This window comes from Microcoleus sp. FACHB-68 (assembly GCF_014695715.1).
Classification (GTDB): Bacteria; Cyanobacteriota; Cyanobacteriia; order Cyanobacteriales; family Oscillatoriaceae; genus FACHB-68.
Window position 1 is genome coordinate 138,750 of the sequence record NZ_JACJOT010000015.1, and the last position, 21,615, is coordinate 160,364.

14 protein-coding genes are annotated in these 21,615 nt (G+C 44.9%); 7 read left to right on the forward strand and 7 right to left on the reverse strand.

Annotation, left to right across the window (positions count from 1 at the left end):
- Positions 1 to 194: 194 nt before the first annotated feature.
- The 3 genes from H6F73_RS21165 to H6F73_RS21175 all read right to left on the reverse strand — a co-directional run bounded on the left by H6F73_RS21165 (position 195) and on the right by H6F73_RS21175 (position 3,332).
- Positions 195 to 392: a DUF2949 domain-containing protein gene (locus H6F73_RS21165; RefSeq protein WP_190760748.1), complete on the reverse strand. Its 198-nt coding sequence runs from the start codon at positions 390 to 392 to the stop codon at positions 195 to 197.
- Between the two features lie 85 nt (positions 393 to 477).
- Positions 478 to 2,835, reverse strand: coding sequence for a GAF domain-containing hybrid sensor histidine kinase/response regulator (locus H6F73_RS21170; protein ID WP_190760749.1), 2,358 nt, complete (start codon positions 2,833 to 2,835; stop codon positions 478 to 480).
- A 269-nt stretch (positions 2,836 to 3,104) separates the two neighbouring features.
- Entirely contained in the window at positions 3,105 to 3,332 is a 228-nt protein-coding gene (locus H6F73_RS21175) for a hypothetical protein (RefSeq protein ID WP_190760750.1), read from the reverse strand.
- Here H6F73_RS21175 and cobN point away from each other — a divergent pair.
- From cobN to H6F73_RS21190, 3 genes are read left to right on the forward strand one after another with little or no spacing between them, the layout of a single operon-like run.
- Entirely contained in the window at positions 3,331 to 7,203 is a 3,873-nt protein-coding gene (gene cobN / locus H6F73_RS21180; protein ID WP_190760751.1) for a cobaltochelatase subunit CobN, read from the forward strand. The two genes, H6F73_RS21175 and cobN, sit on opposite strands and share 2 nt — an antisense overlap.
- A gap of 37 nt (positions 7,204 to 7,240) precedes the next feature.
- A complete protein-coding gene (locus H6F73_RS21185; RefSeq protein ID WP_190760752.1) occupies positions 7,241 to 8,347 on the forward strand; it encodes an AAA family ATPase in 1,107 nt (368 codons plus the stop codon).
- Positions 8,347 to 9,030 (forward strand): DUF3226 domain-containing protein, encoded by a 684-nt coding sequence (locus H6F73_RS21190; RefSeq protein ID WP_190760753.1) that lies wholly within the window; start codon positions 8,347 to 8,349, stop codon positions 9,028 to 9,030. The genes H6F73_RS21185 and H6F73_RS21190 overlap by 1 nt, the downstream gene beginning before the upstream one ends.
- Before the next feature lie 6 nt (positions 9,031 to 9,036).
- On the opposite strand, the gene H6F73_RS21195 is transcribed toward H6F73_RS21190, so the two are convergent.
- The 3 genes from H6F73_RS21195 to H6F73_RS21205 form a co-directional block, all read right to left on the reverse strand.
- Positions 9,037 to 12,006: an EAL domain-containing protein gene (locus H6F73_RS21195; protein ID WP_190760754.1), complete on the reverse strand. Its 2,970-nt coding sequence runs from the start codon at positions 12,004 to 12,006 to the stop codon at positions 9,037 to 9,039.
- Positions 12,007 to 12,832: 826 nt separating this feature from the next.
- Entirely contained in the window at positions 12,833 to 14,332 is a 1,500-nt protein-coding gene (locus H6F73_RS21200; protein ID WP_347239590.1) for an ATP-binding protein, read from the reverse strand.
- 506 nt (positions 14,333 to 14,838) lie between these two features.
- A complete protein-coding gene (locus H6F73_RS21205; protein WP_190760755.1) occupies positions 14,839 to 16,782 on the reverse strand; it encodes an adenylate/guanylate cyclase domain-containing protein in 1,944 nt (647 codons plus the stop codon).
- A 502-nt stretch (positions 16,783 to 17,284) separates the two neighbouring features.
- Between H6F73_RS21205 and H6F73_RS21210 the strand changes: the two genes are divergently transcribed.
- The 3 genes from H6F73_RS21210 to H6F73_RS21220 all read left to right on the forward strand — a co-directional run bounded on the left by H6F73_RS21210 (position 17,285) and on the right by H6F73_RS21220 (position 19,194).
- Complete coding sequence (locus H6F73_RS21210) at positions 17,285 to 17,755, forward strand: tellurite resistance TerB family protein (protein ID WP_190760756.1); 471 nt, start codon at positions 17,285 to 17,287, stop codon at positions 17,753 to 17,755.
- 252 nt (positions 17,756 to 18,007) lie between these two features.
- A complete protein-coding gene (locus tag H6F73_RS21215) occupies positions 18,008 to 18,256 on the forward strand; it encodes a hypothetical protein (protein ID WP_190760757.1) in 249 nt (82 codons plus the stop codon).
- Between the two features lie 332 nt (positions 18,257 to 18,588).
- A complete protein-coding gene (locus tag H6F73_RS21220; RefSeq protein ID WP_190760758.1) occupies positions 18,589 to 19,194 on the forward strand; it encodes a Uma2 family endonuclease in 606 nt (201 codons plus the stop codon).
- A gap of 256 nt (positions 19,195 to 19,450) precedes the next feature.
- On the opposite strand, the gene H6F73_RS21225 is transcribed toward H6F73_RS21220, so the two are convergent.
- Complete coding sequence (locus H6F73_RS21225; RefSeq protein WP_190760759.1) at positions 19,451 to 19,717, reverse strand: hypothetical protein; 267 nt, start codon at positions 19,715 to 19,717, stop codon at positions 19,451 to 19,453.
- A gap of 238 nt (positions 19,718 to 19,955) precedes the next feature.
- On the opposite strand from H6F73_RS21225, the gene H6F73_RS21230 reads away from it, so the two are divergent.
- On the forward strand, positions 19,956 to 21,554 hold the full coding sequence (locus H6F73_RS21230) for a gamma-glutamyltransferase family protein (RefSeq protein WP_190760760.1): 1,599 nt from the start codon (positions 19,956 to 19,958) through the stop codon (positions 21,552 to 21,554).
- Positions 21,555 to 21,615: the final 61 nt, after the last annotated feature.

Below are 21,615 nucleotides of genomic sequence, written 5' to 3' on the forward strand. Positions count from 1 at the left end.
GTGGTTGCCGAAATTTTAAGGGGTAGGAAACATATTTTTGGCTAACTGGCCCATAAAAATGAGCGGCTTTACCCGCTCTGATCGCAGTTAGCAGAACAACCTCTCAAAGCTGAATTAAAAATTAAAAAAATGTAACTCACCCTTTCTATTCTTTAATTTTTAATTCTTAATTTTAATCCCTCTTCAGTAAGAGATTAAGCGGTTTCTAACCAGTCAAAGATTCGCTCTAATTGTTCTAGCGTTACCAGTCCATACTGCCAAAGTACGATTGGCAGAACGTTTGAGCTTTGCTCACACTCTCGTACAGCCAGCTTAATTGCATTGGCCGGCAGGGTCAATTCTTCTTGTAAGAAGCGGATCAATCGATTTAGCCGTGCAGACACTATCTCCATATTGCCTTTCACCTTAAAGCTAATGTAACAAAAATTTATTAACTTCTACAACATTCTCTCATAATTCAGGGGAAAGCAGAGCGGCTCAAGCCTGAGAAGCGGTCAAAGCGGCAATTTTTTGCAATAAATGAGCCGGCTGTATGGGTTTGACCAAATAATCATCCGCGCCGGCAGCGAGGCAATATTCTTGGTTATCCGTTCTCGCCTTCTCCTTGATCACCAAAACCTTCAACTGTTGCATTGCCGGGGATTGGCGCAAATGATAGATAATTTCATACCCGTCCATACCGGGCAATTCCATATCAACAATCACGGTAGTGGGCTGTAGGACTTCTATTTGTTCAATTGCGGTGGAACCCTCGATCATCCACACCACCTGATATCCCGCCCTTGTCAGGGTGTCGCAGATGCTCGTCGCCGTGTCTTCATCATCTTCAACCAAAATGATGCGCCCATGCGGGCTTTCAGAATTCACAGACAACCCATCTTGATTAACGGTTGATTGAGCCGCCTTTAAAGGCTGAGCCGGCAGCCATACGGTAAACGTCGAGCCAACATTAAGGGTAGATTCGACTTCAATCCAGCCGCCGTGAAGTTCGACTAACTGTTTAGTCAGCGCCAAACCCAAGCCGGTGCCGCCATATTTACGCTGATAAGAGGTATCTAACTGCTGAAATTTCTGAAAAAGTAGAGGGCGCTGATTCTCAGAAATCCCAATGCCGGTGTCCTGCACCTGAAACAAGGCAGCATTGCTCTCGATCCAAATTCGCAGCGTCACTCCTCCCCCTTCAGGCGTAAACTTAACCGCATTGCTCAAAAGATTGTTAAGAATTTGTTTTAAGCGTCGCTCATCTGCGGTAAAGCGATCCTGACTCGGATCGAGTCTTAACTCACTTTTGAGTTCAACACCATTCTCGGCAGCTTTTTCTTTTACGGGTTGCAAGCTATGCTCAGCGAGTTGGGAAAGCGAAAACTCACTGATATTTAAAACCGTCTTGCCGGCTTCCACTTGAGACAGGTCGAGAATATCATTAATCAGATTCAGCAAATGCTCCCCACTGTCGTGAATCGTTTGCAGATAACTCCGCTGCTTCTGATTTAATTGCCCAAACGACCAGCGCAACAGCGTCCCCGACATCCCAATCACACACGTTAGAGGCGTCCGCAACTCATGGCTCATCGTCGCCAAAAATTCACTTTTAGCGCGACTGGCGGCTTGAGCGGCGATTAGCGCATCATACAGCGCTTGAGTGCGCTCGCTCACTCGATCTTCTAAGGTTTGTTTTTGCTGTTGCAACTCAGCATAAAGTTGAGCTTGGTAAATCGCAATTGCTAAATGTTCCGCAATTTGTTTGAGAAAATCTTGTTCATTTTCTTGCCACCGGCGCGGTTCAAAACACTGCTGGGCGATGAGTAAGCCCCATAATTCCTCGCCAACGACAATCGCTGTCACCAATTTTGCTTTTACCTGCGCTTCTCGCAGAAAATTTAATAAGCAAGGAGACAATGCATAAGCTGTTTCAACATCTTCAATTGCCTGAGTGAAGCCCTTGCGATATTTATCTCGCAAATGGCGTACCCCCACAAAACACTGCTCTTTCTCACGCCAGTGCAGTACAGAAGAGATACTCTCGGATGCTCTAGCTTCGTAGGCAATCGAACCGCTGCCGTCTGGGATGTTTAATTCTACGCGGTGCGAGTCTTTGCTTTGGCTTTTGAGGGGGTGTGCTTCGCCGTCTTTGCTTTTCTGCTTTTGCGGCACACTGTTATAGCTATCAAATTGATAGATCACTAACCGATCAACCTGCAAACAATTTCGTACCTTCTCAACCGCCGTTGCCAAAATGACGGGCAACTCCAAGCTTTGGCGGATTTGAGCCGTGACTTGATTTAAAAGCCGTTCCTGTTCAATTTGCTGGCTTAACGCTTCTTCTACCGGCTGACAGACGGAATAAGCGTATTCCATCTGCGGGGCAGGAAAGCTGCTGGTGTCTGGGGCAAGAATGTTCAGTAATTGCAGCGTAAACTCACTTTGAATTTTCCCATCATTGGGGCAGAGGATGCCCTCAGCTTGTTCGATTAGGTTCAGTACCTGGGGGTGGTTTTGCAGAATACTCCGCAGATTGGATAAAAAAGCCGCGATCCCCGATTCGTCAAAGCTGATCTCGACTTGATACAGCGTCATTTGAGGATTTTCCCACCCCAGCGCGGAGGTGGTGGCGCTGGGGATTGCCGTCAGCAACGCGCTAAACCTTTGGGACACCACGACTGCAAACCGTCTTGTCCGCTGGCTTTGAGGAATTTCTACAGAGGCGAGAATATCTTCTGCAATCGTGACAGATGTTTCCCCTTGATTTTGAGCAACTTGCTGTAATAGCGTAAAGCGCAGTTGCTCAAAGATTGCTAGCGGCAAGGTTCGACGGATGAATTGAGAATTAGGCATTATCTCGGTTGGTTTGCAGAAAGCGTGACAGTTGATTCAAAACTTTTCACCTGAGACTCAATTAGCATCTCTTAATCGACACTCGGAGTTTCCAGTGGTAAGTGCCTTATTATGATTAGCAGCAACATAGCCTAGAACTGGCCACGCCGTTTCGGGTATCCTTGGCGCAGTCTCTGACCGTCTAGTGGATCGCTTACTTTGTTATAGTAGTCTGCGATCCCAGTCTTTCTAACTAATTTGACTTAAAATTGCTATTTTGTTTCTTCAACTCAATCGGAAGCCGGCAGATATTGTTGATGACGATTGCGGCTGTTCAGCACGTTGGAAGAAAAAGCAGTATCCCAGTTTTGCCGCTGGGGGCGAGGTATTCGGGTGATCAATCTTGAGTTTGAGCCATTACCGAGTGCCTGAATCCATCGCCCCTCAGTTCTCTCCACCACTAAACTCAAGCGTCTTTTGCCTTTTTCTTTCGCATTGCCACAGGAGCTTAGCATCATGCACCGTCTCGCCACATCTCCCGGAGGATGGAATTCTCAATCCGAAGGGATTTCCTTTGTTTCTCAAACACCGGCACCAATTGTTTTTCTCACTGCGGCTGATACGGATATTCAAACGCTTGCGGTTGCTGTTTCTAAACTTCCCAAGGGTTTCCCTGCCTTACGTGTGGCGAATCTCCTACAACTGCAACAACAAATAAGTATAGATGTTTATGCTGAAGAAATTTTAGAATCGGCACAAATTATTATCGTGCGATTGCTAGGCGGACGTGCCTACTGGTCTTATGGAATGGAAGTATTAATAGACACAATTGCGCGTAACAAAGCTCATTTAATTGTACTTCCTGGCGACGACCGGCCCGATCCAGATTTAATCAGTCACTCCACAATTTCTCTTAAGGCGGTTAATCAGTTGTGGCGCTATTTCTGTGAAGGTGGCGTTGATAATTTCGTGAATGCCCTTCAGTTTGCCGCTGATGTTTGCCTGGGAGGCACTTACAATCCGCCGGCACCTGTGGAAGTGCCCCGCGTTGGGCTTTATGCGTGGCAGCAGAGGAGTGGGGAAGCGATGGGATCGCGATTCTCCTCTTCAGGAATGAAGAAGGTAGGACTGCTTTTTTACCGCGCTCATTATTTGGCGGGAAATACTGCGCCGGTGGATGCGCTTTGTCAAGCTTTAATTGAGCGAGGATTACAGCCGGTGCCGGTGTATGTTTCTTCCCCGCGTGATCCGGATGTGCAAGCCGAGGTTTTAGAGTATTTCCAACCAAAAGACGCTGAGGAAATTCAAGTTTTACTTAACACGACAAGTTTTGCAATTAGTCAAATTCCAGACTTTGGTAAATCTGCCGGCACACTCTCCCCCGCTTCCTCTCCCCTTCTCTCCCTAAACGTGCCGGTGTTGCAGGTAATTTTCAGCAGTGGCGGGGTGGAAGCGTGGGAAGCAGGATTTCAAGGACTTTCGCCGCGAGATATGGCGATGAATGTGGCGCTGCCGGAGGTGGATGGGCGAATTATCAGCCGCGTGGTTTCCTTTAAAGCGTTGCAACACCGGCATCCCCAGTTAGAAACCGATGTCGTGGTTTATCAGCCGGTGAGCGATCGCATCGAATTTGTTGCAGATTTAGCAGCCGGCTGGGTGCGGTTGCGGCAAACAATGCCGGCGCAGCGGCGCATTGCACTAATTTTGGCAAACTACCCGACGCGAGATGGACGGCTTGCTAATGGCGTTGGTTTGGATACGCTGGCAAGCTGTATAGAAATTCTCAAAGCGTTGCAACAGGCTGGGTATCAAGTAGAGAATATACCGGCAACTGGGGATGAGTTAATTCAACGCTTGACTGCTGGGGTAACAAATGACTCAGAAGCGCGGGAATTGCGCTCAATCAATCAAGAATTATCGATAGAAGAATATCAAGAATATTTTGCTACTTTACCAGAGCCGGTGCAGCAAGAAATTACCGAACGTTGGGGGAAAATCCAAGAAAAAATTACCCCGTCTTTTCCCATTGCCGGTATCCAATTTGGGAATATCTTCGTAGGAATCCAACCGGCGCGGGGTTATGATCTCGATCCCAGTTTAAATTATCATGCTCCCGATTTAGAACCAACCCACGATTATTTAGCTTTTTATCACTGGCTGCGAAAACATTTTAACGCCGATGCAGTCGTTCATGTAGGAAAACATGGAAATCTAGAGTGGTTGCCCGGTAAAAGCATTGCTTTGTCTGAGCGTTGTTACCCAGAAATCGCTCTCGGTGCAATGCCACATTTATATCCCTTTATTGTCAATGACCCTGGGGAAGGTTCCCAAGCAAAACGACGAGCGCAAGCAGTCATCATCGACCATTTAACACCGCCAATGACACGGGCAGAGCTTTACGGGCCTTTGCAACAGCTAGAAAATTTAATCGATGAGTATTACGAAGCAGAAAGTTTAGATCCCTCCCGCTTGCCTATTTTACAAGAGCGCATTACTCAGCTAATTGTGCGAGAAAACTTGCAAACCGATTTAGGACTAGAAAAAGACGATATCAAAAATTTAAACGCTCAGATTCAAACACGAATAGATGGTTATTTGTGCGAAATCAAAGAAGCCCAAATTCGAGATGGATTGCATATTTTTGGGCAGCCTCCACAAGGCCGGCAATTACGAGATTTAATTGTCGCAATTGCCCGTCATCCGGGTGCCGGTCGTTTGGGATTAACCCGCGCATTAGCTGAAGATTTAGGCTGGGATTTCGACCCTCTCACCGCAGATCCAACCCAAACGATTGATTCCACCCGGCCTTTAAACGAGAGCCGGCCAGATGCCGGTTACACAAAATTACTCAATGCCGGTGATGTTATAGAAAAACTAGAACATCAAGCAGCAGAATTAGTTGAAAAAGTTATTAATCAGAAAACCCCAATAAGTTTAAAATCTACGAATGCCGGCCTAATATATCCCCAATCCCATACTCAAAAAGAACTCGATTGGATATGTGATTATTTGCTGCCGGCACTCCAACAAACCACCCAAGAAATTACCCAATTACTAACAGGATTAAATGGGCACTATGTCCCTAGTGGCCCATCCGGCGCACCCACGCGGGGGCGTCCCGAAGTCTTGCCCACAGGTCGCAATTTTTACTCAGTAGATATCCGCGCTATCCCCACAGAAACAGCCTGGGATGTGGGGCGCAAAGCTGCTGAGGCGCTGATTGAACGCTACACTCAAGAAAACGGTGAATATCCCAAAACATTGGGGTTATCGGTGTGGGGAACGTCCACGATGCGAACCGGCGGCGATGATATTGCAGAGGCGTTGGCTTTGTTGGGTGTGCGTCCGGTTTGGGATGGCCCATCGCGGCGAGTGGTGGATTTTGAAATTCTGCCGGTGTCAATATTAGGCCGGCCTCGTGTGGATGTAACGTTGCGAATTTCTGGTTTTTTCCGCGATGCGTTTCCCAATTTAATTGATTTATTTGATTGTGCAGTCAATGCGGTTGCAGCTTTAAATGAGCCGGCACAGCAAAATCCTTTAGCCGCGCAAGTGAAACAGGAAACTCAATTGTGGGAAAGTGCCGGTTTAACATTGCAGCAAGCACAAAGCCGGTCACGCTATCGCATTTTTGGTTCTAAACCGGGTGCGTATGGTGCCGGCTTACAAGGTTTAATTGAGGCACAAAATTGGACAGACGACGCAGATTTAGCCCGCGCTTATATTAACTGGAGTAGTTACGCTTACACGGGCATCTCAGATTTGCCTCAAGGGGAAAATATACAATCTTCAAAAAAAGGCGAAATTTCCGCACCAGAAGCATTTGAGCAGCGTTTGAAGGGAATGCAAATTGTCTTGCATAATCAAGATAACCGTGAACACGATTTACTGGATTCTGATGATTACTATCAATTTCAAGGCGGTTTAACGGCGGCTGTACGGGCTGCAAGTGGCAAGAATCCTGATACTTATTTTGGGGATAATTCCAGGCCGGAAGCCCCCAAAGTTCGCCGCTTACAGGAGGAAATTGCACGGGTGTATCGTTCGCGAGTTGTGAATCCTAAATGGATTGCCGGTGTGATGCGTCACGGATATAAAGGAGCTTTTGAAATGGCGGCAACGGTGGATTATTTATTTGCTTATGATGCCACAGCGCGTTGTGTGGAAGATTTTATGTATGAAGGGGTGGCGAGGGCGTATTTATTGGAGCCGGCTGTACGGGAGTTTATTGAACAGAAAAATCCTTGGGCATTGCGCGATATGGCAGAACGGTTACTGGAGGCAAATCAGCGTTCTTTATGGCAATCTGCAAGCCAAGAAATGCTAGAAGATTTGAGGGCACTGGTTCACCAAGCTGAAGGGGTGATTGAATCGAAAGCCGGCTGTTAAGATAAGAGATAACCACTAACTTTTACCAGGGAAAATTATGTTACGCGATCTGACGATTCAAAACTATCGTTGCTTTAAAGATTTTCACGTTGATGATTTAGCCCGTGTCAATTTGATCGTCGGGCCAAACAATGCCGGTAAAACCAGTTTGCTGGAAGCTGTTTATTTGTTAGTTAATCAGAATAATATCCAAAGTTTGTTTGAGATTCTAAGCCATCGTGGGGAGACGACTCTTGATCGGCATTCACTGTCGTCACAAGAAGGCACTAAACTGCGTCAAACCTATCAAGTTTTACACATATTTTACGGGCATAATCTTAAAGAAAAACAATTCATTAATATAAAATCTGTAAAGGATGCTAAAATTTCATTTAAAATCCAGATTGAGCAGGCAATTGAACAGTTATCTGTGCCGGATTCTGAAGAATTTGAATCAAATTTATTAGCTTTTGAGCTTGTCTTGACATACGGGCATCCTATTAAAATAAAGATTCCTGTCCGCAGTGATGGAACATTTGGACAGCACCCCATCTCTCGATTGGGTAATCTAACTAAGATCGCTGCCGATATTACAACCAGAAAGCAAAGTTTATTTCTCACAACGAGCAATCTAAGTTTTGTGCAACTATCTGAACTGTGGGATAAAATTACACTGACTCCAAAAGAAGAAAGTGTGGTAGCCGCGTTGCAAATTCTTGAGCCAAATGTGAACCGCATCAGTTTTACGAGCCGGCAAACTTCTAACACCGGCATTCTGCTCAAGCTTCACGGACAAGATCACCCAATTCCTCTAGGCAGCATGGGTGAGGGAATGCGCCGAATTCTCAATCTAGCAATGGCATCTGTAACTGTTGAAAATGGTTTCTTACTGGTAGATGAAATAGACACCGGCTTGTACTATAGGACTCAAACTGATATGTGGCGCTTACTTTTTGAAACAGCTAAGCAATTAAATGTTCAAATCTTTGCAACAACCCATAGTTGCGATTGTATCATTGCTTTTCAAGAAGCATTAGCTGATTCAGAAGATCCCTCCGTCGGGAAATTATTTCGCTTAAGCCGACGTGGTGAGGATATTCGTGCTGTTGAATACACTCCTGATGACTTATCGATTGCTGTGCGTCAAAATATTGAGGTACGTTGATGCCAGAACCACAACCAAACCAGTTATTAGTTGAAGGATCAGATGATAAACACGTTATTACGGCTTTGCGTAACAAACATATGTCAAAGGATGCATTTTCTGTGAAAGTGCCGAACGAAGAGGATACGAAGGAAGCGCCGAACGAACAGGGTCCGAACGGAGTCGAAGCGCTTTTAAAGAATTTGCAAGAGAGCTTAAAGCAAGAACATATACGAATATTAGGAATTGTCGTTGATGCCGATCAAGACTTGGCTGCGAGATGGCAAGCTGTGGGAGATCGGTTAAAAAAAGCCGGCTATAAAAATATTCCTAGAACTCCCCCGGCAGAAGGTTGGGTTTGCCCATCGCCTGATCCCTTTTTGCCTCGCGTGGGAGTCTGGTTAATGCCTGATAATCAACTCCCCGGAATGTTAGAAGATTTTATCGCTCATCTCATCCCAGCTGATGATGTTTTGCGTCCAAAAGCAGAAGCTATTATGCAAGAAATTGAACAAGCCAAGATTAATCGCTATAAATCGGTTCACCATCCTAAAGCATTGATTCACACTTGGCTGGCTTGGCAGAAGAAACCGGGAATGCCAATGGGGCAAGCAATTACTGCGCGGGTACTGAATTACGATAAAGAAATTGCACTCACATTCGTTGAATGGTTAAAGCGGCTGTTTGAAATGCCACCGGCTTAAGTTTATCTAAACGACGGAACAATCAAATGCTTTACTTAAACCGGCTCTCATCAGTTGTTGAGTCGCTTCCTCAGCCGGTAAAGGTTGACTGAATAAATCTCCTTGCATTTCTTCACAGTCTAGTGAATTTAGTAAATCTTTTTGTTCTGAAGTTTCAACACCTTCTGCAACCACTCGAATATTTAATCCTTTTCCTAAAGCAATAATTGCTCTAATAATGGCTGCATCTTTTGATTCTGGAGCCAAACTATCAAGAAAAGAGCGAGCAATTTTGAGGGTATTAAATGGAAAATTTTTCAGATAACTTAGTGAAGAATACCCCGACCCAAAACCGTCTAGAGAAAGGCGAACTCCCATACTGTGAAGCTTGCGTAATATCCCACTGGTTAAGTCGGCATTTTGCATCACGGTCGTTTCAGTAATTTCCAACTCCAAGCAACTTGCCGGTAATCCGGTTTCGTGCAAAATTTGTGCCACTTTTTCGACTGAATTTGGCTGCTGAAACTGTCGGGCAGACAGATTTACCGCCACGCCTATCCGTGACAAACCGGCATCCTGCCAAGCTTTATTTTGAGTGCAGGCAGTCCGCAATATCCATTCACCAATCGGTACAATCAGCCCATTTTCTTCGGCAAGCGGAATAAATGTTTCAGGCAAAATTAGCCCCAACTGGGGGTGCAGCCAACGCACAAGGGCTTCCATCTGGGTGACTTCCCCAGTAGTTACATTGACTTGAGGCTGGTAGTAAAGCACCAATTCTTCCCGTTCCAAAGCATGGTGCAGACTATTTTCCAATGCTAATAATTCAGAAGCTTTAGAATTCATCGTCTGCGTATAAAAATGATAGTTATTACGGCCTTCTTCTTTAGTGCGATATAGGGCTGCATCTGCATTTTTAATCAGTGCTTCCGCATCTTCGCCCCCAAAGGGATAAAGCGCAATTCCTATACTGCTGCTGATATGAAGGTGATGAGTTTCTAAATCAAACCCAACTTTGAAGGTATCTAAAATTCGTTGAGCAATCTTAGCCGCATCATTTTTACAAGTGATGTGGGACAAGAGCAAAGTAAACTCATCCCCTCCCCAGCGGGCAACAATATCCCCCTCTCGCAAACAACTTTTTAGCCGTTTAGCAACACCTTGTAACAACCTATCACCAACAGCATGGCCGAGGGTATCATTAATCGTTTTGAAGCGATCTAAATCTATAAACATGACAGCGAGTGAACTTTGATTTTCGGCGGCATTCGTCAGCGATTCGGCAAGTCGCTCGTTAAACAATGTCCGGTTTGGCAAACCCGTTAAAATGTCGTGTAAAGCCTGATAGCGAATGGTTTCCTCTGCCTGTTTTCGCTCAGTAATATCTCGAAAACTGCACACTCTGCCTGTGATTTTTCCGCCGATCCACTGAGGCTGAGAATAGCGCTCGAAGACTCTTCCATCTTTTAATTCGTACATCTCGTAGCATTGTGCGTCCGGTTGAGCAAACAAATTCATTGTTTTGCATAGAAATTCTGCCGGCTCTTTGAGTAGCTCTAGTACAAAAGCCAGCACTTGTTTCAGCTCTCTTGACTCAATTACAGACTCAGGAATGCCCCACATATCTACAAATTTTTGATTGAAAGCGATTATTTTTCCGCTCTCACTCACAATAATTCCATCAGCAGTCGCTTCTAAGGTTGCGCGTAGCAGTGAAAGCGATTGTTCAAGTTCTTTTTCTGTGCGCTTGCTTTCAGTAATATCTCGCTTGAGGATCACATAGTTGGCAATTGTACCGGCTCCACTGTAGACGGGAGAGATCGTTGTCTCTTGAGGGTAAATTGCCCCATCTTTCCGCCTTCCGAGTAAACACCCATTCCAAATTTGCCCGCTAGAAATCGTCTTCCAAATACTTTGATTAAATGCTTCCTCATCCTCAGTCGTGTGCAGCAAGCTATCAGCAGTTTTTCCCAGCACTTCAGCACTGCTATATCCCGTAACTTGCTCAAAGGCTGAATTTACATATTGCAGCCTCGCTTCAGCATCAGTAATTTCAATAATATCAGCCGCGTGCTTGACGGCAGTTGCTAGGAGAACGTTCGCTTCCTCAGCTTGCTTCCGGTCGCTAATATCGCGAATAATAACAATAACTTGCTGTTCCCAAAATGGGAAAAATCTGGCTTCATAAAACTTTTCTGTATTTTGAATGAATAATGAATATTCAATCGTTACTAAAGCATTTGTATTAATAACTTGCGTCAGCGCCTCATAACAGAGCTGCGCCACATTAGCCGGCACAACATCTTGAAGTGTTTTGCCAATGAATGCTTCAGGCGGTGCGTACAATTTTGATATTTTACCGGCATAATATTCTTGAATCGTGCCGTCGGTTCGCAATCGGAAGTATAAATCTGGAGAAGTTTCAAAAATTGCTTTTAATTCTGCGGTGGCAAGTTTGGCTTGCTGTAGGGTTTCATGTAGTTTTACCCGCTGCTCAGTCAGCTCTTTTGTTAAGTGTGTGGCTTCTAATAAAGCATTTTTATGTGCTTCCACCAACAACAAAAAATCAGCCATAGGCGCGTGAATGGCAAAGTCCTTGAAGGTTAATCCCAGCCGATCAAGCGCGTCTAGATCAGTGAGCCAAGGAAACCCCAAAAAGTAGATAGCGTCTTGCTCCTCAACATAAACCATCGAGCCTTTAAACTGTATCCCGTTTTGCTTGGATTCCAAAACAAACACGCAGCCAGATTGCTCTCGAATCGCTTCAAATTCTATGGCGATTACAGGAGAATTAAGTTTAAAATGCTGGTTAATGGGGCTATCGGCTGCCAAACCGGCATACATACGTTGCAGGACTTCTCCCACTTGCACAATTGAGCCATGCCGGTTAAAGACTAAGTGAAATGGAAACAGTTCTACAAATAGCTGCGGCGGGAGTGTCACCCCTGGAAATGCTGCACTTGTTGTCGGCTGAAAAGTTGATAAAAAACTTGTCACAATCGGCCCCCTTCTCTTACACTTTCTCTGCCTAATCTCAACAGACTTCCGATATCTCCCGCTAAGTTCCCTCGCCAGTTCCTTTTCCCTCAAAGTAAGCCTTGCACTGGAAACACGAAAGTGCAGGTACGCTTTATCTTTTAGGATATCAGTGCCCACAATCAGAGTCACTAAAAGTGCTAGAAGCTCATACCTAGATGCTTTGAGAGCGTCTGGTTTTGGGAGAAACGCCGGCTTGTTGTCTTCTCTATCAAATACAAAAAACTATAAGCTTTTAGTGAAATGTAGAACACCCAATATTTACGGAAGGCTCATATAATTTTGACGGCTGATCAAGACAACCATTTTTATAAGCGTGGCTCTTACGTTCCCAGCCGGCCTTTTTTCAAGGTGATCCACTTATTTTCATCAAAATGATGCTCTACTCCATCTTCAATTACTTTGTGTCCCAGGCTCGATCTGAAAGTTGCGAGCCTTTTGATAACTTGATTAAGTTAACTCACACTTTTGTTTATTATATTCCGGAGAAGGTTAGCGACTGGCTCATCCGAAAGACATATTTCCTACATCACCCATTTATGGATATCATACAAAACTGCTGACTGCTCGCGCAAATAGGATGCATATTAAGTCCAGGAATAATTTAAAATTTAATGGATAAATTAAGGCTTCTTTTCTCCAGAATATAAAGTATTAGAACCAAAATGTTGTAAAAATAAATTCAACAAGTAGTAGTCAACATTTTTGCTCCTCCTTAAAGGCAAGAATAATTTTACCCTCTTGTACAACCGGCATTTAATCTAAACGGATGTTAAGCGATCTCGCTTTAAACTCGCTCTTTTGCAGCCACCGGCTCTTGATGTGCAACCATTGAATTTAAATCGCCAACTGCCTGCCGGCTTTGGCACACCGGCAGCTCAATGACAAACTCTGCCCCTTCTCCTGGCAGGGACGCGCACTCAAGCCTTCCCCCATGCTTGTCTACCACAATTTGATAGCTAATCGACAAACCCAAACCCGTGCCCTGCCCCACCGGCTTCGTCGTAAAAAACGGCTCAAATAATTGTGTCATTACATCTTTTGTCATTCCAGGGCCATTATCGGCAATCCGCACCCTCACATAATCTGGGTGCGAGACTTCCGTGCGGATCGTAATGCAGCTAGGATTGTCCTGCACCTCTTGTTCACAGCGCTGTGCGTTGTAGCTATTGAGCGCATCCAGTGCATTCGCCAAAATATTCATAAATACTTGATTAAGCTGGCTGGCATAACACTCCACCGGCGGCAAATTTCCAAACTCTTTTACCACTTTAATGCCGGCACAATCAGGCTGAGCCTTCAAACGATTTTGCAAAATTAATAACGTATTCTCAATGCCCTCGTGAATATCAACCACGGTAATTTCTGCTTCATCCAGTCGCGAGAAATTCCGCAAAGATAAAACAATTTGACGAATCCGCTCAGCCCCCATTTTCATTGAAGACATGACCTTCGGCAAGTCTTCTAGCAGAAACTCAAGTTCAATACAATCACTCAAGTCTTCAATTTCAGCAGCCGGCTGTGGGTAACGCTGCCGGTAAAGATTCAGCAACTCAAGCACATCTTGAACGTAGTTATGAGCGTGGCTTAAGTTGCAATAGATAAACGTCACGGGATTATTAATTTCGTGTGCCACACCCGCCAAAAGCTGACCAAGGCTAGACATTTTTTCACTGTGCACCAGATGGGCTTGAGCTTGTTGCAAATAGTGCAGAGTTTGCTGCAACTGCTGAGCTTGAGCTTGGGCGGCAGCAGTCGCCGTACAACTTTGTTTGTAAAGTTCAACCAGCTTCCTATCAAGTGCTAGTTGTTCAGCCTCACTTTCCTTCTGATACTGACTCACCACTGCATCCAACGCCGCGAGCAATTCCGAGGATGCGGCACTCATAATATAGCTCAGATGAGAATTCTCGGCCTTCAGTTCAACATCGGCAAGCGAAATCAGCGCCCTTACTTGCTCAATATACTGACGCACCTGCTTGTCTAAATACAGCGGTGCCTCAAAATACATCGCGTTGACAGTCTTTGAGAGGCGTCCCGGTAAATTCATGCTTTCATCGCCGCCGATCAGCCCGTTGTGAGACTTTTCCATCAGTTCAATGGCATCCACCAGCGCCCCACGCAGGTTTTCTCGTTCCAGTGGATTCTCAGCGCAAACCAGTTTCAAGCAGAAGAAAGCGATTCGCTGCGATAGCATCCGCTGTCGCCCACTTACATTAACGACGGCTGCATTTATTTCCCTGGCCATATTAATTTCATGATAAAGGCTGTCTACAGCTCGATTCACGGCAAGTCTCAAGTAAATTTTGATTGTGAAAGCATGATAAAGACTCTCATCTGTCCGAGCGGACTGAGAATTGCTTAAGTCTCTCCAGACTACTTGTAAGAGTTTCTAAAATTTTAAACCTCTTTGAGGACAAGTTAGATGATTAAACCTATAATAGCAACGCATTTTTTCGTCGCTTTATAAAAACTATTATTTAGAGAGCTTGAATGTTTTGTATGCTTTTATACGGGGAAAAGTTAAATTTTAATAAGTTTTGAACATTATACAGTAAGTGCGCTGAACTTTCACAAGTAGCTAAAAAACTTGAACGGTTAAAAATTTTAAGTATTTTCTCGGAGTCAAAGACGAGCAGAAAAAATTTCTTCACTTTTTAGTAGACGGTGTGGCTGCTTCTCAATCCCGTTGAGTTGATGACTGGCTTGATAACCGAGAAGGTTACAACCGCAATAAAAACCGGCAACCGACACATCGCTACATTTGACGGCGAGCCAAAATTCTGCGCTTGTTCATCCAGTCGAAGGTGACACCGAAGCATTCTGTCCTACGTCCGCTTGACTTGTTTCCAAAGCTCGGCATCTGTGCTGGGCAGAAAGTTTTAAAGCATAATCTGATAATTCATCGGGTTGTCTGCCGGCCAATAGATAAGTCAGCATTTCTCCTTTGCCTTTAATCGGAATATAACCCCGCATCTCAAACTGATAAAGATGCTGCAATCGCTCATAAGTCGCAGCACTGATCTGAATACAACCAGGGATGCCATGAGATTCCATGCGGTTCGCAATATTAACCGTGTCGCCCCACAAATCATAAATAAACTTGTTCGTGCCAATCACACCGGCAACCACCGGCCCGGTGTGAATTCCAATGCGAATCGTGAACGCTTCTCTATGCTCGGCATTAAATTTAAGGATGGCTAGCTGCATATCCAGAGCCATTTCTGCAATCGCTTGTGCGTGATCAGGTCGGTGCATCGGGAGGCCACCGACAACCATGTAAGCGTCTCCAATCGTCTTTATTTTCTCCAATCCATGCCAGACTGCCAGTTTGTCAAAGGCGGAAAATATTTCGTTGAGCAGTTGTACCAGTTCTGTTGCCGAGATTCGCGATGCTAGTTGGGTAAAACCAACAATATCGGCAAACAAAACGGTAACTTCTGCAAAGCTATCGGCAATAATTGTTTGCTCTTGTTTCAGGCGTTCTGCGATTGGTTGGGGTAGGATATTGAGTAGCAGACGCTCTGACTTTTCCTGCTCTTTTGATAGTTGATGGAGCGCTTTTTGCAACTGTTCGGCTTGGCGAGTTCGTTCTTGTGCGAGCTGTTCAATCTGTCTCTGCCGGCTCAAAGAAGTGAGCAAATAAGTAACCGGAATATGAGTCCAAAGTAACCCAATAATGAGGACTGCCCAAGACCGCCAATGTTTTGTTTGAATTTCTCGATAAGCCGGCGTAGAAAGCAGGTAAAGTGACCATTCCCGGCCCCCAACCGTTAAGGTTCGCATTCCCACCGTCCGAGCAGTTTTGCTGATTCCATCGACTTGCAGCAAATTTTTGACAGCGGGAAATTCCACCAATTTTTTCGTGCTGGAGTCGTAAAAAGCAAGGAATCGATTTTCTTGTCCAGACGCAAAGGGAAAAGCGTCGCTGCTATTGAGCAAACTGCCGGCTGTATCCGTTTTATCAGCAAGATAAAGATCGAGATTGCCAACACCTCGCCCCTTTAAAGCCGCTTCAAAAATTTCAGCAACTCGAAACACTCCTACTACAAACCCTTGTAAAGATTCAGGACTGTAATTGGAAAAATTATCTTGATTATTGTAAATGGGTTGAATGACCATGAGGCTAAGTTGAGCGTCTTGTGCCGGCTGTAACTCAACTTTGCCGGTGACGACCATTTTGCCGGTATCTCGCGCCCTTTCTAGTGCCGTTCGGTAAGCCGGCTGACTTGCTAAATCAAACCCCAATGCCCTCTCGTTGCCTTTGAGCGGTTCGAGATAATATACGGGGTAATATTCTGGGCGTTGCTGAGCTAGAACAATTTCACCGTTCGTGTTTCGTTCTACAATTTGGAAATTAGAAAGCGTGCCGGTTTGAGTTCCTGCTTCGTAAGTTTCCCGCTGCGTGTCAGTAACTTTTGGCACCCATGCTAAAAATTGGATGCTTGTTTTGCTAGACACAGGGCGCTGAACGAACTGCTTAAAAGCAGACGGTTCAATTTTGTCAGACGCGGCAAAGAAGTCGCTCAGGTTTGGGATAATTTGCAGATCCTCCTTGAAGTGCTGCTGTAGCGCGGCGGCAACTCCATCTGCATAACGGTTAAATTCATATTCGCGACGTTTGTCTTCCCATCTCGCGACGACGATGCACGCAAGGACAGACAGTCCCACCCCCACACAGAGTGTCAACCCTGCAGGGATATATCGAGACCAGGGCATAGGTTGTTTTTTAGGCATACTTGCATCTTTCCGACCGAGGTAAGGAAGGCACCCCACTGAGTTTGAGTGAACGCAACGGCTTAAGTCATGCTTTTTGCGACTTAACAACTCTTTAAAGAAACGAACAAACCTCTAGCACTCGTGATAATACTGATCTACCACATAATAAGAGAGAGTCGAGCTGATTCATCGTAACTTTACATACAAACGCTTTTTATTGCTTTGCTGACAAAGATTTTCACCTCACCTGCTTTAGATTGCCCCAATTCCGTCCTCATCTATCACTGAGAACACTGGACTCAGACAATCTTGGGAAATGGGATTAATATGGGCATTGGCTTACTTCAGCTTCAGAAATTACACTAATAAATCGTTACCTTTATAGATGTTTGTATTCTTTTGATTTATAATATTAAAATAATCTTTATTTTTTGTGTTTAGCTAGCGAATTGTGAGTTGATATGAGATGAGCGACTCTTCTCGGAGTCAGAACTCAAGTTTGTTTAGGATATCTTTGAAAATGTCAGAGCAACAGCAAAGTGACGAAAACTTACTTTCTCAAGGCGAACCGAAGAAGCCGTTAATATTTAATTCGCTGAGCCGTGCCGAAGCCTTTGCGGCAATTGCATTAGCGGCAATTGCTTCAGATGGTTACTTTACTAATACAGAAACCCGAACGATTTTTCTTGTGCTATCGCGCATGAAACTTTTTGAAGGCTATTCAGAACTTCAAATTAAAAGCGTCCTTGATAATCTGCTTCAATTTCTAAAACAGCATGGAACTGAGGCATTTGTTAACTCGGCTAAGGAATTTCTTTCTCCTGAACTTCAAGCGACAGCCTTTGCTGTCTCTGTTGATTTAGTTTTGTCAGATGGCGTTTTACATAAAAAAGAAGAAAAGTTTTTAGCCGATCTTCAGCACGTTTTAGGGGTTTCTGATGAAACTGCCGATCAACTGATTCACGCAATGCTTATTAAAAATAGAGGTTAGAAAAACTGCTGTGTTATAAAGTGCCGACTATTTGTGAGCTAGAACAACTCGCAACCTTATTTCAGTAAACTTACTGATTATGATCGACATCACTAAAAGGAAAAATCTTTATCACATTTGATGTGTGCCGGCATCACCTGATTGGCTAAAAGTTGTCACAACCTCACACCGATCACCATCACCCTTTTTATAATTATTTAGTGAGATATTAAAAGGATAAGCAATAAATTGATCGAACTGGGGGGAACAAAGATGGCAGTTAATTCTAGTTTTCTGTACGCCCGCAGTCGCTATTATGGCGAAGTCAAACCGGAAAATTTAGTTTTTAATGCAAACTTGCAAGAATTCGCTCAGCGCGTCAGCATCATCAGCTGCTTAACGACTGGGGGAAAACTCTCTGTAGAAGAAGCTTACACAGATATTGAAAAGCTTTGGCAACAACTAGAAAGCAGTAAACAGCAATTGGGAGTGGGTGAGCATCCTTTCCAAATAGAAGAATAAAAAATCATCCCCTTTTGGTTTTGAAAATCTCTTCAAAAACTCATTTTCAGCCGGCATCTACTAAAAAATCAGATTAAATCGCACCTACATTACCTTCTATCCTCGTATTAACTATCAGGGTTCAGTTGTTTGTGGTAACTGAACCCTAAATTTTATAGATCATGCTGCTCGCTTCAGCTTAACTCAACTTCACAGAAAGAAATCGTGCCGGTGAACCTTAAAGCGTTTCTAGTGCTTGCTACTAAATCCCAGTATAATGGCAGAAATTAAGGCACGTTTTGAGTTATCGGAAAATTCGTTAGCGGGTTCTTTATTAATTTTAGCAACTGCCCATGACTTATACTTCGCAAAAACTTCTAACCTTTGAAACATTTATTGCTCAATATAGTGATAACCCCCGCTACGAACTCGCTGACGGAGAATTAGTTGATATGGAACCTACGGGACCCCACGAAACCGTCAGTGGTAAACTAGCAACTCAAATCGGCATTGCCATTGCTACAGAAAAACTCCCCTGGTTCATTCCACGCACTTGTTTAATCCGTCCCTTTGCAGAGGCAGCAACTGCCCGCCGGCCTGATATTGTGGTGTTAGATGAAACCGTTCTCGGTAGCGAACCTTTATGGGAAAGAGAACCTGTAATTACGCTAGGACGCTCAATTAAATTGGTGGTGGAAGTTGTTAGTACCAACTGGGAAACAGATTACGCGCGAAAAGTTGAAGAATATGCCCTTTTAGGCATTTCTGAGTATTGGATTGTTGATTATCGCGGCTTGGGGGGTGTGGCTTTTATTGGTAAACCCAAACAACCAACTGTCACGGTTTGTCAACTAATTGACGAAGATTACACCCAGCAACAATTTCGCCTGAGCCAACCGATTATTTCGCCTTTGTTAAAAAGCTTGCAACTTCGCCTTGATGATATCCTTCCCCGTTAGGATATGGTTGGGCAGCAATTTTAGAGTTTGCTTTGATGAATACATTGTTGAATAAGGAGAGTTTACTCAATTGAGCTTGTGAGCTGGCAGTAGCGATCATCAAAAGCAACTCAAATTTAGAAGGATACCCATTGATAGTTGCAAAACTTAAAACATAGGGGTTATTGTTGATCTGTCTTAAAAGTAGAATTCCAAGACAGATCTATTAGTTTGGGTAAGCTAGGTAAAAATTTTTCAGCCTACCAACTTAGCTTCTCTACTTGTTATAAACGCACTTATTGGCATCCAGATGTGCCCAAACGTGGTTTGCGCCTCGTGCAGATGGGGGTAAATCTCCGGTCTTTAGCAAGTCGTTGTAACGACCACGACAATATTGATTCGCACCATCTTGACCGAGATCATGAAGCCAAACATCCGATGCTGGATCGAAGGGATGCTCATGCGGCTCCCAAGCGAAAGCGGGACAAGTGCTTCCTACTACACCCAATAAAATAACTGCGCCAACGGAAAGAAGATTTTTCACGAGTCAATTCTCCTAAGTTGATTGGTATTAACGGATTGTTCTCTATTTGTATTGGGAAGTAGAATCTAAATTTATGCACTTCACCTAACAAATTTTTTACTCACTGCGGATTTTATGGGTTAATGAGTCTTCACAGGTTGGGTTGAGCTAAGGAACCCTCCCCACAAAACTAAAACCGTACCCACCCACATCAGAAGTGTTGTAGAGTGCAAACATCTACAAACCGGCAACCGAGGCCATGAATCGCGCAAATCTTACAGAAAATCCCTACTCCTCAACCCGGCAAGTCATCCTGGGAAAACGGGGTGCAGTGGCAACCAGCCAACCCCTCGCCACCCTCGCCGGCATGGAAATGTTGTGGGCGGGGGGAAATGCCGTGGATGCTGCAATTGCAATGGCAGTCGCGCTAACCGTTGTTGAACCCACCTCAAACGGCATCGGTTCAGACGCTTTTGCCCTCGTTTGGGATGGCAAGTTGCACGGCTTAAATGGTTCCGGCAAAAGCTGCCAGAACTTGACAGCGGAATATTTTTCTGGGGTAGATAAAATGCCGACCTATGGCTGGCTGCCGGTGACGGTTCCGGGTGCGGTTTCTGCGTGGCGTACGGTGTGGGAACGTTGGGGCCGGCTGCCATTTGAGCAATTATTTGCGCCGGCAATTCGCTACGCAGAGGAAGGCTTTCCCGTCTCGCCGGTGACATCCCTGGCTTGGAAACGTGCAGAAGCAAGTTATTTATCTCAAACCGGCCCAGAGTTTCAGGCGTTTAAAGCAGTATTTTTTAACAATAACCGCGCACCGGCAGCCGGGGAAATTTGGGCCAGTCCTGCCCATGCTGCAACCTTACGCGAGATCGCAACCACCGGCGGTGAAAGTTTTTATACAGGCCGGCTGGCTGAGGAAATGGCTAATTTTGCCGCTGAAACCGGCGGTTTTCTAACCTTAGCTGACCTCGCCGCCCATCAAGCTGATTGGGTAACGCCAATTTCAACAGACTATCGCGGTTTGAGCGTTTGGGAAATGCCACCAAACACCCAAGGATTAGCCACATTAATTGCACTAAATATTTTAGAAGGTTTTGACTTAGGGAAATATCCCCGCGAGTCGGCTGAAAGCTACCACCGGCAGATCGAGGCGATGAAACTTGCCTTTGCCGATGTTCACCGCTACACCGCCGATCCCAGATTTATGGAGATGCCGGTGGATCGACTTTTAGATAAAACTTATGCAGCACAACGCCGGCAACTGATTGGAGAAACCGCTATTCCCTTAGCTGAACCGGGTTTACCCAAAGGCGGAACCGTTTATCTCGCTGCCGCCGATGGGGAATTGATGGTTTCGTTTATCCAATCCAACTTTACAGGATTTGGCAGTGGTGTCCTGATTCCCGACACCGGCATCGCCTTGCATAACCGGGGAATTGGGTTCACGTTAGAAGCCGGTCATCCCAACCAATATGCGCCGGCAAAGCGTCCTTTTCATACAATTATTCCCGGTTTTCTCACCCAAGATGGGGTGCCGGTAGGCCCATTTGGCGTGATGGGAGGGCCAATGCAGCCCCAAGGACATTTGCAAGCAGTCGTAAATTTGGTCGATTACGGCATGAATCCGCAAGCCGCCCTTGATGCTCCACGCTGGCATTTTGTCAAGGATAATCACGTATTTTTAGAACCGACTGCCGGTGTTCAATTAGCAAAAGAATTAAGTGAACATGGTCACAATATTCAAGTGAATTCAGAATCAGGTTTATTTGGTCGCGGCCAGATCATTTTACGAAAAAATAATATCTTGATCGCCGCATCAGAACCCCGTGCCGATGGATTAGCACTCGCTTGGTAAGAAATATCAAGTAGGGTGCGTGAGTCACGATTTAGTATTAGTTCAGCTAATAACAATGAAT